We start from the raw sequence: 11496 nt of genomic DNA, 5'->3' as shown, positions 1-11496 counted from the left end.
TGGTACTGCAGGGGGGACCCTGTGGGAGAGTAGGACGCCGCCGAACAATCTTTGTGGGAAGCCCCGCACCGTATGGTGCGGGGCTTTTCCGCGTTTACGGACCGGAAAGCGGCAGAGGGCCGCTCGGTACGCTCGTGAGCATGCGCTATGACTTGGTCATCTTTGATAACGATGGCGTACTGGTGGACAGCGAGCCGATCTCCAATCGGATCCTTGCCGCCTACCTCACCGAGCTGGGCCATCCGACCACGTATGAAGAGTCGTTGCGCGACTACATGGGCGGTGCGATGCACCGTATTCACGAGGCGGTGCTGGAGCGGTCCGGCGAGCGGCTGCCGGCCGGGTTCGACGAGGCCTTTCACGGGCGGGTCTTCGAGGAGTTCCGCCGGCGGCTGGAACCCGTGACGGGTGTGGTCGAGGTACTGGAGAAGCTGGCCGCCGACGGGGTGCCGTATTGCGTCGGGTCGTCGGGGAGCCATGAGCGGATCCGGGTGGCGCTGACGACGACGGGGCTGATCGAGCGGTTCGCCGAGGAGCGGAACGGGGGCGGTACGCGCCTCTTCTCCTCGCAGGATGTGGGGCGCGGGAAGCCGGCGCCGGACCTGTTTCTGCATGCGGCACGGGAGATGGGCGTGGCGCCGGAGCGGTGTGCGGTGGTCGAGGACAGCCCGCTGGGGGTGCGGGCCGCGGTCGCCGCGGGGATGGACGTCTACGGCTTCACGGCGATGACGCCGGCGGCGAAGCTGACGGAGGCCGGGGCCACCGCGCTGTTCGGCCGGATGGCGGAGCTGTTGGGGCTGCTGCAGTAGCGGCGTCGCCGGCGAGCACGCCCTGCGCCGGAATTGGCGGCGAGATCCATCTACCCAGCGGTAGTGGGGAGTTCTAGGCTCAGCGGCCATGACGGCCCCTCGGGTACCAGGAGCGCAGCTGCGGCACGGCCGGGTCTCGCTCGCCCTCAGCTTCTTCGTCCAGGGGGCGGTCTTCGCGCTCCTCGTGACCCGGATACCCGCGATCCAGCAGCGGTACGGGATCTCCGACGGGCTGCTGCCGGTCTTCCTGGCGGCGGTGCCCGTCCTGGCGGGGGCCGGCAGTGTCGGGACCGAGCAGCTGGTGAAGCGGGTGCGGGCCGGTCTGGTGCTGCGGTGTGCGCAGCCCGTGGTGTGCCTGGCGCTGCTGGCGGTGGGCTCCGTCGGATCGATGGCGCAGGTCGCCGTGGCGCTGGGGGTCTTCGGGCTGTCGGTGGGGGCCCTGGACGCCTCGATGAACATGCTCGGGGTGAGTCTCCAGCGGGCGTACGGGCGGAGCATCATGCTCGGGTTCCACGCGGCGTACAGCCTGGGCGGCATCGTGGGCGCCTCGCTGGCCTGGGCGGGTGCGCACTGGAAGCTGTCGCTCGCGCTGCTGTACGGGCCGGTGGTGGCCGTCCTGGTGCCGTTGGCGCTGGTCGTGGGCCGCTGGTTCGTGGACCGGGACCGAGGGGCGCCGGGGGAGGGCGCGGCGGGGCCGGAGGCGGCCGCCGCGCCCCTCGCGATGCGGCTGCTGCTGCCGCTGTGCCTGGTGATGGCCTGTGCGTACATCGGGGACTCGACGGTCTCCAACTGGAGCGCCAAGTATCTGCAGGACGTCCTGGGGAGCTCGGAGCAGCTCGCCACCGTCCCGTACAACGTCTACATGGTCACCACGCTGCTCGGGCGGGCGGTCGGCGACCTGGGCGTGCGGCGGTTCGGGGCGGTCGCGGTGGTGCGGACCGGGACGGTGGTCGCGGCGGGCGGATTCGCGGTGGTGGCGGCGGCTCCCGGGGCCTGGGCCGGGATGGCGGGGTTCACGCTGCTGGGGCTCGGGCTGTGTGTGATCGTGCCGCAGACGTTCGCGGCGGCGGGGCGGTTCGCCTACGAGCAGCACGGCCCCGGGGCCTCGGACGTGGCCGTCGCCCGGCTGAACATTTTCAACTATGTGGGCTTCCTGATCGGCTCTCCGCTGGTCGGTGCGCTCGGTGATGCCTGGAGTTATCGGGGGGCGATGCTCGTACCGATGGGCCTGGTGCTGGTGACGTTGGTGTATGCCCGATCGTTCGGGGCGCCGAAGGCCCGATACGGTGACGGACATGAGCGGCCGCGCACAGCTGATGTGGGATGAGGCAGTAACGGGCTACGACTTCGGGTCCGGGCATCCGATGGACCCGGTCCGGCTCGCGCTGACCATGCGTTTGGTGGAGGCGTACGAGCTGGACCGCGGGCCGCTGGAGGTGGTCGCGGCCAAGCCTGCCGGGGACTCCACCCTGCGGCTGGTGCATCGCGAGGACTACATCGGCGCGGTCCGCAGGGCCTCGGCGGACCCCGCCGCCGCGGATCTCTCGTACGGGCTGGGGACGGCGGACGACCCGGCGTTCGCGGGGATGCACGAGGCGTCCGCGCTGATCGCCGGGCAGTCGGTGGGCGCGGCGGAGGCCGTCTGGCGCGGCGACGCGGCGCACGCGGTGAACTTCGCCGGCGGGCTGCACCACGCGATGCCGGGCGGGGCGGCCGGGTTCTGCATCTACAACGACGCGGCGCTGGCCGTCGCCCGCCTGCTGGAGCTGGGGGCCGAGCGAGTCGCGTACGTCGATGTGGATGTGCACCACGGGGACGGGGTGCAGGCGTCGTTCTGGGAGGACCCGCGGGTACTGACGATCTCGCTGCACGAGCATCCCCGGACGCTCTTTCCGCAGACCGGCTGGCCGGAGGAGACCGGCGGCGAGGGCGCGGAGGGCAGCGCGGTGAACGTGGCGCTGCCGGCCGGGACCGGCGACGAGGGGTGGCTGCGGGCCTTCCACGCGGTGGTGCCGGAGCTGCTGGGCGCCTTCCGGCCGCAGGTGATCGTGACGCAGCACGGCGCGGACACCCACTTCGAGGACCCGCTGGCGCACCTCGCGGTGAGCCTGGACGCGCAGCGCGCGGTGGCGGAGGCCTGCCACGACCTGGCACACCGGCACGCGGACGGGCGCTGGGTCGCGCTCGGCGGGGGCGGCTATGCGGTGGTGGACGTGGTTCCGCGCAGCTGGACGCATCTGGCCGCGATCGCGGCGGGCCGGCCCATCGAGCCGGCCTCCATGGTGCCGGAGTCGTGGCGGCACGAAGTGTTCCGCAGGACGCGGCAGTTGGCGCCGCAGCGGATGACGGACGGCCGTACGCCGCAGTGGCGGGACTTCGTCGAGGACGGCTACGACCCGGCCGACCGGCTGGACCAGGCGGTGCTGGCCACCCGCCGGGCGGTGTTCCCGGCGCACGGGCTGCTGCCGTAGTCCGGGTGGGGCGGGGGCCGCAGCGGGGCGTGTGAGGCCCCGTACGGCCCCGTGCGGCCCGGCTCCGTACGGCCGTCTCCGGCGCCGTGCCCCGAAGGTGTGACTACTCGTCGGTCAGGGCACCCGTAGGCCGACCAACCGGACAGTATGGGACGCGTGTTGGGCACCGGGGCGCTGCGGGCGCACCTGATCGAGGCGCGGCTCGCGGGGACGATCGCGACGACGCGGGAGAAGAGCCTGGCGCGCTACCGGCTCTTCGCGGCCCGCGATCCCCGGGCGCTGCTGGGGCTGGAGCCCGACGGGGACTGGCAGATCGGTGAAGTACTGCGACTGATGGGGCAGGAGTGCGGCGTTTCGGCCGATCCCGCACATGTTTCCGGCCTGGATGAGATTGACCCCGACCGCACCGTCGCGGCGCTGGACCGGTTCGCCGAACGGGTCGGAGAGGCGGCGGGACGCCGGGCGCCGGTGCTGATCGGCACCGGCCACCCGCACCGGCTGACGGCGTTCTACGCCGCTCTGGCAGACGCTCTCTCGTCGGCGGGTTGCCTCGTCCTCACCCCGGCGTATGGCGCCCGTGTCGACATAGCGACCCGGTTCGGAGTACGTACCTGCACTCTCGCCTACGTACGGGGAGTCGCGCTGATGCGAGAAACGGGCGTGCGGGGCGCGCCGGGGACGGGGGGCGTGCACACCCATTCGCCGCTCCCGGTACGCACCGCTCTGGCCGTCGCGGGGGACGGTGCGGGGCCGCTGCCGGAGTTGGTGATCGGGGACCACGGATGGGTCTGCGGGGCAGGTCAGCTGGGCATCGAGGCGATCGGGCTGGCGGATACGGACGACCCGGCGCTGTTCGTCGGGCAGGCCGAGGGACGGGTGTCGGTGGCGGTGCCGCTCGACGACGGCGCGCCGAGCGCGTCCTACCAGCCGCTGGCCCGCTATGTGCTTAAACGGGCATGTCTGTCCCGATAGGAGGCTGTTCGCTGCTCCTCTTCCCCACTCGCATCACCCGCCCCTAATCTGGGGAGTGAGCGCATAGCGACGAAGAGTCACCGGAGGGGAAGCCGGTGACCGTCTTATGCGGAAGGTGCAGGTGTGGCATGGCTGCAGACCAGAGGCCTCTGAACGAGGTCGTGTTCCTGACAGTGGCGGAGGTCGCCACGGTGATGCGAGTGTCGAAGATGACCGTGTACCGCCTGGTGCACAGTGGTCATCTGCCCGCGATCCGCGTGGGGAGGTCCTTCCGGGTCCCGGAGCAAGCGGTTCACGACTATCTCCGGGAGTCCTTTGTGGGGGTGGAATCAGCCTGACGGAGATTCGCCGACCCTCGGATTACGCCGTTCGCCCGTCGCCGGGTAGGCTGGCCCGATGTAGGTAGTGTGGGCTCGGACGCCCCGCACCGAGTGATTCGAAGTGAGCGAGGGTAGTCGTGGGCTCTGTTATCAAGAAGCGGCGCAAGCGGATGGCGAAGAAGAAGCACCGCAAGCTGCTCAAGCGCACCCGTGTTCAGCGTCGTAACAAGAAGTAAGCGACGCTGATCGCGAATTCGCAGCCCCCCATCGCCCTGTGCGATCGGGGGCTGCGGTGCGTTGTGGGCCGTATGGACGGTGGTCGGACGGAAATGCGTCCTTGGGCATCCTGCGGTCATCACAGCGCAACACCTACCCGATAGCGTGGTCGGGACAGCTCGGCCACGGCGGTCGCGGCGGGAAGGAAGGGCTGATCTTGGGCAAGGTCGTGCTCGTCACGGGAGTCGCACGGCAGCTGGGCGGCCGGTTCGTCCGCCGTATCCAGCGCGATCCCGACGTCGACCGGGTGATCGGGGTCGATGCGGTGGCGCCGGACCACCACCTGGGCGGCGCCGAATTCCTCAAGGCCGATATCCGGCATCCGGCGATCGCCAGGGTCCTGGCCGAGACGGGCGTCGACACCGTCGTCCATATGGACATCAACGGCACGCCGTTGGGCAAGCGGGGCGGCCGCGCCGGGGTGAAGGAAACCAACGTCATCGGGACGATGCAACTGCTCGGCGCCTGCCAGAAGGCCCCGAACGTGCAGCGCCTGGTCATCAAGTCCAGCACCAGCGTCTACGGCTCCGCGCCCCGGGACCCCGCCGTCTTCACCGAGACCACCACCCCGAAGTCCCTGCCCAGCGGCGGCTTCGCCAAGGACGTCGTGGAGGTCGAGGGGTACGTACGGGGCTTCGCCCGGCGCCGGCCCGACGTGGCGGTGTGCGTGCTGCGCTTCGCCAACATCCTCGGGCCGTGTGCGGACTCCCCGCTCGCCGAGTACTTCTCGCTGCCGGTGTGGCCCACCGTCCTCGGTTACGACCCGCGGCTGCAGTTCGTCCACGAGGGCGACGCCATCGAGGTGCTGCGGATGGCCGCCGCCGCGCCGCGCCGCGGCACGCTCAACAGCGGCACCTTCAACATCGCCGGGGACGGCGTCCTGCTGCTGTCGCAGACCTCCCGGCGGCTGGGGCGGCCCACCGTGCCGCTCCTGCTGCCGACCGTGACCTGGGCAGGTACGGCGCTGCGGTCCATCGGCATCACGGACTTCTCGCCGGAACAGATCCGGCTGCTCACGCACGGCAGGGTCGTGGAAACGACCCAGATGCGCGAGACACTGGGGTTCCACCCGAAGTACACGACGGCGGAGACCTTCGAGGAATTCGCCCGCAGCCGCGGACCCGGGCTGCTGCCGCCCGAGTCCCTCGCCCGCACCGTCGACCGGCTCGCCGGCGTGCTGCCCGCACGCGGCGGCCCGACCCAGTGAGGAGTTCACCCACGATGGCGGACGCCAAGGTCATCCCCTTCGGCGAGGAGCCCAGGGCGCGCAGGAAGGCCAGGAGGGCCGGGCGCGCGGGGCGCGGTACGCCGCTGGTGCCCGTGCCCGAGGCCCGGGCCGAGCACCCGCCGGCGGTGCCCCCGCGGGAGGGCACCGGGCGGACCCTGGACGAGCGGATCGCGGGCGGGCTGGCGTTCCTGCGCCGGCGGATCACCGGCGACTACGAGGTCGACGACTTCGGGTACGACGAGGAGCTCACCGACCAGGTCCTGATGTCGCTGCTGCGGCCCTTCTACGAGAAGTACTTCCGGGTGGAGGTGAAGGGCGTCGAGAACATCCCCTCCGACGGCGGGGCGTTGATCGTCGCCAACCACTCCGGGACGCTGCCGCTGGACGGCCTGATGCTGCAGGTCGGGGTGCACGACAACCACCCGGCGCAGCGTCATCTTCGGCTGCTGGCGGCCGATTTGGTGTTCGTCCTGCCGGTGATAAACGAGCTGGCGCGCAAGGCCGGGCACACCCTCGCCTGCGCGGAGGACGCCCAGCGGCTGCTGGAGCGTGGTGAGATCGTCGGGGTGATGCCGGAGGGCTTCAAGGGCATCGGCAAGCCCTTCGCGGACCGCTACAAGCTCCAGCGCTTCGGGCGCGGCGGCTTCGTCTCGACGGCGCTGAAGGCCGGGGTGCCGATCGTGCCGTGCTCGATCGTGGGCGCGGAGGAGATCTACCCGATGATCGGGAACGCCAAGACGCTGGCGCGGGTGCTGGGGCTGCCGTACTTCCCCCTCACGCCGACCTTCCCGTGGCTGGGGCCGCTGGGGGCGCTGCCGCTGCCGACGAAGTGGACGATTCAGTTCGGCGAGCCGATCCCGACGGCCGGCTATCCGCCGGAGGCGGCGGACGATCCGATGCTGATGTTCAACCTGACCGACCAGGTGCGGGAAACGATTCAGCACACCCTCTACAAGCTGCTGGTACAGCGACGCTCGGTGTTCTTCTGAGGGAAGGACCAGAAGAACACCGAGCGCCGGAGGACCGCTTCGCTACTTCGGGAGATCCTCGCCGTCGATGCCCAGGCCGGGAAGCAGCCCCGGGATCAGCGGCGGGAGGGTGACGTCGGGCTGGCCGCCGGTGTCCCGGCCGCTGTGGTGGCGGCCGCGGTCGTGCGGCGACGGGCTGCCGCCCTTGGACGGCGGGTCGAGCAGGCCGCCCGTGTTGCCGCCGAGCAGGCCGTCCTCCTGGGAGGGCGAAGCCGACGGGCGCGGGGCGTGCGAGCCCGGGGCGTGCTTGCCGGGGCCGGACTTGCTGCCGGACGGCGCGGGGTGCCCGGCGGACCCGGAGCCGGTGCCCGCGGAGGCGGGCGTGTGCCGGTGGTGGCTGCGGCCTTCCGGCGGGCGCGGCAGCAGCGGGCGGAGCGGACCGACCTCTTTGTCTATGGCGTCGAAGACCGAACTGACCTGGTCGCGGACGTCCATGAGCTGTACCGGCAGCTTGTCGCGCAACTGCGACCAGGTACGGCGGTGGGACCTGGTGAAGGAGTTCAGCGCCTGGATGGGGTCGAGCGAGCCGTCGCGCTCGTACGCCTGGTGCAGGAGGCGGTGGCCCTCGCCCGCGTCGTGGGTGACGCCGGCGAGCGCCTTGCGGACCTCGCCGAGCGCTTCGTGGTCGAGGTCGGCGACCCGGGCGCGCTCCATCAGGCGGCGCGCCTCCATCATGCGGATGGCGGCCTGGTCGAGATAGAGCCGGCCGCGGTCGGAGTCGTCGTCGGCCATGCCGAGCCGCAGGTCCTCCATGCCGCGCTTGAGACCGTAGAGGGAGTCGCCGGGCAGGGCGTCGGAGCTGGCCGCGGCGACGCCGGTGAACGCGCCGGCGGCGACGCCCACCGTCAGCCCGCCCGCGGCCAGTCCCTTGGTGAGGCGGGAGCGCGGGCGCAGCCTGCCGATCGATTTCGTGGCGCGGTGCGCGCCCTTGTGTTCGCGCTGCTCGGGCACCCTGGCACCGTCCGACGGGGCGCCTTCGGCGAAGGCGGCCTCCATCGCGGCGATGAGCTGGGCACGCTGGACAGTCTTGACCTCGGCTGCCATCTCCGGCCTCGGGAGTTTCCCGAGGCCGTCGGCGACCGCCAACAGCCGTGCTTCGCCCGGCTCTTGCGCCGGATCGACCTGTTCCTCGGCCGCCGTGCCCTCGAGGACCTGCTCCTCAAGGGCCTGGGCGAAGGCGTTGGCCCGCCGGTGCACCGAGACATTCGCGATCACGGGCGGCACCTCCTCTCGTCATCCGCTCGACTCCCCGGGCTGGCTTTGACTGTCCAGACGGACCGGACGGTTGCACGCCGTCGTCCGCGACCACTCGATCGAGTGAGAGGTGGCGGGCAAGGCATGACCGTATGGAGCCTGCATCCCGCACAACGAGCGGCGCGGCACTCGGGTTACGCACTCACGATGATCTGACCGACCGGGTAGGGAAGGTCACCGGGAGTGAGCGCATGCGGCATGGGGGCGGCATCGGAATCCGTGGACAGGGGGGCGGTCGGGTCAGCGGGCGTCTTCGGGCAGCAGCCGCGCCAGGGTGCGTACGGCGCGGTACTGGAGGGTCTTGATCGCGCCCTCGTTCTTGCCCATGACGCGGGCGGTCTCGGCGACCGAGAGGCCCTGCAGGAAGCGCAGTGTGACGCACTCCTGCTGCTGGGGGTTGAGCTTGCGCACCGCCTCCAGCAGGGCGGCGTTGGAGAGGGATTCGAGGACCGAGTCCTCGGGGCTGCGCTCGACCTCGTTGGCGTCGAGCATCTCTCCGGTGGTGACTTCCAGGCGGAAGCGCGAGGACTTGAAGTGGTCGGCGACGAGGTTGCGGGCGATGGTCACGAGCCAGGCGCCGAAGTCGCGGCCCTGCCAGGTGAAGGTGCCGATGCGGCGCAGGGCGCGCAGAAAGGTCTCGCTGGTGAGGTCCTCGGCCGTGGCGCGGCCGCCCACGCGGTAGTAGATGTACCGGTAGACGGTGTCGGCGTACTGGTCGTAGAGGCGGCCGAAGGCGTCGGCCTCGCCCGCCTGGGCTCGTTCGACGAGGTCCATCATGCGACGGCTGTCGCTGTCGGCGGGGCGACGGGCGGTGGTCGTGCCGGTGCCGGAGCGGCGGGTTCTGCCGGCGGCCTTGCCGACCGCAGCACTCCCGTCGGCCAGGGCGTAGCAGGGTCCGGCGGCGGGGACGGCTGAGGCGAATGCGGGGACGGCGTACGCGGTGGGGACAAAACTGCGCAGGTGGTCGACGAGTGTCGTACGCAGCGTAGCCAGGCCCGAGGCGTCAACCCCGACGTGTGGGTACACGGGACTCCCAGAGGCAGAGCTTCCATCACGTGCAGTGCGGGACCGTTCACTCGTCGTAGGGACGTGTGGGTTCCGGATTGCGTCTGAGGAGAATAACGCTTCGTAAAGGCAGCGCTACACCCAGTTGCTCAAATCATCGATTAGTTACGTTCCGTGCCGGGTTCGTGGCAGATTCAGTATCGATTACTGAGCAACTTTTGATCGGAAGGAAACGCAATCTGCCTGGTTGGAGGGCGTGTTGTGGCTGACCGGAAGCAGCACGACTGAGGGGACGGCGGAGGGGGTAGGGAGTGAGGATGGCCCGCCGTCCCGTACGGCTATCAGGCCTGGTCAGCGGCGTCGGCGCTGCAGCGCGACCGCGGCCGCCGCGCCGCCCGCGAGGGCGCCCACGCCGGCCGCCGCGGGGATGCCGATCTTGGCGGCCTTGCGGCCGGTCCGGTAGTCGCGCAGCCGCCACCCCTGCTCCCGGGCGTGCTTGCGCAGCCGGCTGTCAGGATTGATCGCATAGGGGTGCCCGACGAGCGAGAGCATCGGGATGTCGTTGGCGGAGTCGCTGTAGGCGGCGCAGTGCGAGAGGTCCAGGCCCTCCGCGGAGGCCAGGGCGCGGACCGCCTCGGCCTTGGCCGGGCCGTGCAGCGGCTCGCCGACCAGTTTGCCCGTGTAGACCCCGCCGACGGACTCGGCGACGGTGCCCAGCGCGCCGGTCAGGCCGAGCCGGCGGGCGATGATCGTCGCCGTCTCGACCGGGGCCGCGGTCACCAGCCACACCTTCTGGCCTGCGTCGAGGTGCGCCTGGGCGAGGGCCCGGGTGCCGGGCCAGACCCGCTCGGCCATGTACTCGTCGTAGATCTCCTCGCCGATGGACATCAGCTCGGCGACGCGGTGGCCCTGGACGATGGACAGCGCGCTGTTGCGGACGTCCGCCATGTGCTCGGGGTTCTCCGAGCCGGCCAGCCGGAAGTAGATCTGCTGCCAGGCGAAGCGGGCCAGGTCGCGCTTGTGGAAGAAGTGCCGCTTGTACAGGCCGCGGCCGAAGTGGAACAGCGCGGCGCCCTGCATGACGGTGTTGTCCAGGTCGAAGAAGGCGGCGGCCGCCGTGTCCCCGACGACCGGGAAGTCCGGCTCCGCCGGGGTCTCGGTCTCCTCGGGGGGCGGTGCTTCCTGGGAGGACTTCCGGGCGGCCTCGGCCGCGGCCTCGCCGGCCAGCACGCTGCGGGCCGTGGCGGGGCGTCTGCGGCGGGGGAACCAACCCAGGGACAGCAGTGCCCCGGTGGGACTGCGGCGGGGGCGGTGAGCGGGCGACGGGCGGGCCATGGCGCTAGCGTAGCCAGTTTGTTCGGTGCAGCCGGTTACGGGCGCGTGTCCGGACGGCCCGCGGCGGTGGACGGTTGCGTTACGGCCATCCGCGGCGGCGTGCGCGAGGGTGCCTCGCGCGGCCCGGCGGAGCGGGAACGGATCATGCGCCCAGTGCCGTGCGCAGGCGTTTCGGGTCGACGCGCCAGAAATCGTGCTGGGCGCCGTCGACGAGGATGACCGGAATCTGCTCCCAGTACTTGCGGTGCAGCTCCGCGTCCTCGGTGATGTCCTTCTTCTCCCAGGACGCGCCGGTCTCCGCGCACACCTTCTCGATCACGGCCTGGGCGTCGTCGCAGAGGTGGCAGCCGGGCTTGCCGACGAGGGTGACCACCCGGTCGGCGGGGTTCTTGCGGGGGCTGCGGCTGAACAAGGGGGCCATGGGGCCATTGTGCCGGGTCGCCGCGGCGGGCGGGCGCGGCGTACGGGCCGGATCCGGGGCGCCGGCGGGACGGCGGGGCGCGCCCGCGGTCGTCCGGTTCGATTACCATCGGTGGGCGATTTGTAGGTTTCCGGGGGTATAGCGGTGAGGAGTGAGGGCCCGTGCTCCCGTGGGTGCTGCCGCGTTTCGCGGGCGGCGCGAGCGAACGGTGTGCCGTGGGAGTTGGTTCCGCGGAGGCCTGTAATAGGCGCGTGACCCCGGTCACTTTGGGCGGACAAACCGGACACCATCTTTGTGCACGCGTTCACAAAGACATAGCCTGCAGAAGACAGGGCGGTCGGGTTCCATGCGGTCGCCCGCAGCCCCGCTCTACCCGC

The 11496-nt window shown here is 71.2% G+C and carries 12 protein-coding genes; 8 read left to right on the top strand and 4 right to left on the bottom strand.

The features are described from left to right. The first annotated feature begins 140 nt into the window (after positions 1-140). From AB0411_RS31245 to AB0411_RS31210, 8 genes are all read left to right on the top strand, one after another. Positions 141-809, top strand: coding sequence for an HAD family hydrolase (locus tag AB0411_RS31245; protein ID WP_366420625.1), 669 nt, complete (start codon positions 141-143; stop codon positions 807-809). An 88-nt stretch (positions 810-897) separates the two neighbouring features. After that, on the top strand, positions 898-2136 hold the full coding sequence (locus AB0411_RS31240; protein WP_366420624.1) for an MFS transporter: 1239 nt from the start codon (positions 898-900) through the stop codon (positions 2134-2136). Then, complete coding sequence (locus AB0411_RS31235; protein WP_366420623.1) at positions 2105-3280, top strand: acetoin utilization protein AcuC; 1176 nt, start codon at positions 2105-2107, stop codon at positions 3278-3280. Before AB0411_RS31240 ends, AB0411_RS31235 begins: the two co-directional genes overlap by 32 nt. 156 nt (positions 3281-3436) lie before the next feature. Further along, positions 3437-4252, top strand: coding sequence for a phosphatase (locus AB0411_RS31230; RefSeq protein ID WP_366420622.1), 816 nt, complete (start codon positions 3437-3439; stop codon positions 4250-4252). 128 nt (positions 4253-4380) lie between these two features. Continuing rightward, positions 4381-4590, top strand: a complete 210-nt coding sequence (locus tag AB0411_RS31225) for a helix-turn-helix domain-containing protein (protein WP_006604741.1) — start codon at positions 4381-4383, stop codon at positions 4588-4590. A gap of 119 nt (positions 4591-4709) precedes the next feature. Next, complete coding sequence (locus tag AB0411_RS31220) at positions 4710-4808, top strand: 30S ribosomal protein bS22 (protein WP_003948845.1); 99 nt, start codon at positions 4710-4712, stop codon at positions 4806-4808. Between the two features lie 197 nt (positions 4809-5005). Continuing rightward, entirely contained in the window at positions 5006-6055 is a 1050-nt protein-coding gene (locus AB0411_RS31215) for an NAD-dependent epimerase/dehydratase family protein (protein ID WP_366420632.1), read from the top strand. Positions 6056-6069: 14 nt separating this feature from the next. Then, positions 6070-7065: a lysophospholipid acyltransferase family protein gene (locus AB0411_RS31210; RefSeq protein ID WP_366420621.1), complete on the top strand. Its 996-nt coding sequence runs from the start codon at positions 6070-6072 to the stop codon at positions 7063-7065. Positions 7066-7107: 42 nt separating this feature from the next. On the opposite strand, the gene AB0411_RS31205 is transcribed toward AB0411_RS31210, so the two are convergent. From AB0411_RS31205 to AB0411_RS31190, 4 genes are all read right to left on the bottom strand, one after another. Further along, a complete protein-coding gene (locus AB0411_RS31205; protein ID WP_366420620.1) occupies positions 7108-8319 on the bottom strand; it encodes a DUF5667 domain-containing protein in 1212 nt (403 codons plus the stop codon). A gap of 279 nt (positions 8320-8598) precedes the next feature. Beyond that, a complete protein-coding gene (locus AB0411_RS31200; protein WP_088798525.1) occupies positions 8599-9384 on the bottom strand; it encodes an ECF subfamily RNA polymerase sigma factor, BldN family in 786 nt (261 codons plus the stop codon). Between the two features lie 330 nt (positions 9385-9714). Further along, the gene (locus AB0411_RS31195; protein WP_366420631.1) at positions 9715-10647 is read right to left on the bottom strand and encodes an HAD family hydrolase; all 933 of its coding nucleotides are present in this window, start codon (positions 10645-10647) and stop codon (positions 9715-9717) included. Positions 10648-10840: 193 nt separating this feature from the next. Beyond that, positions 10841-11119 (bottom strand): glutaredoxin family protein, encoded by a 279-nt coding sequence (locus tag AB0411_RS31190; RefSeq protein ID WP_366420619.1) that lies wholly within the window; start codon positions 11117-11119, stop codon positions 10841-10843. Positions 11120-11496: the final 377 nt, after the last annotated feature.

Source organism: Streptomyces angustmyceticus (genome assembly GCF_040701845.1).
In the GTDB taxonomy this organism is placed as follows: Bacteria; Actinomycetota; Actinomycetes; order Streptomycetales; family Streptomycetaceae; genus Streptomyces; species Streptomyces angustmyceticus_A.
The sequence above is the reverse complement of the archived record's forward strand: the minus strand, read 5'-3'. Positions and strand labels throughout refer to the sequence as shown.

Coding starts and splice junctions, on each gene's coding strand:
- AB0411_RS31240 (WP_366420624.1), top strand. CDS start 898: ATGACGGCCCCTCGGGTACCAGGAGCGCAGCTGCGGCACGGCCGGGTC.
- AB0411_RS31190 (WP_366420619.1), bottom strand. CDS start 11,119: ATGGCCCCCTTGTTCAGCCGCAGCCCCCGCAAGAACCCCGCCGACCGG.
- AB0411_RS31235 (WP_366420623.1), top strand. CDS start 2,105: ATGAGCGGCCGCGCACAGCTGATGTGGGATGAGGCAGTAACGGGCTAC.
- AB0411_RS31245 (WP_366420625.1), top strand. CDS start 141: ATGCGCTATGACTTGGTCATCTTTGATAACGATGGCGTACTGGTGGAC.
- AB0411_RS31210 (WP_366420621.1), top strand. CDS start 6,070: ATGGCGGACGCCAAGGTCATCCCCTTCGGCGAGGAGCCCAGGGCGCGC.
- AB0411_RS31225 (WP_006604741.1), top strand. CDS start 4,381: ATGGCTGCAGACCAGAGGCCTCTGAACGAGGTCGTGTTCCTGACAGTG.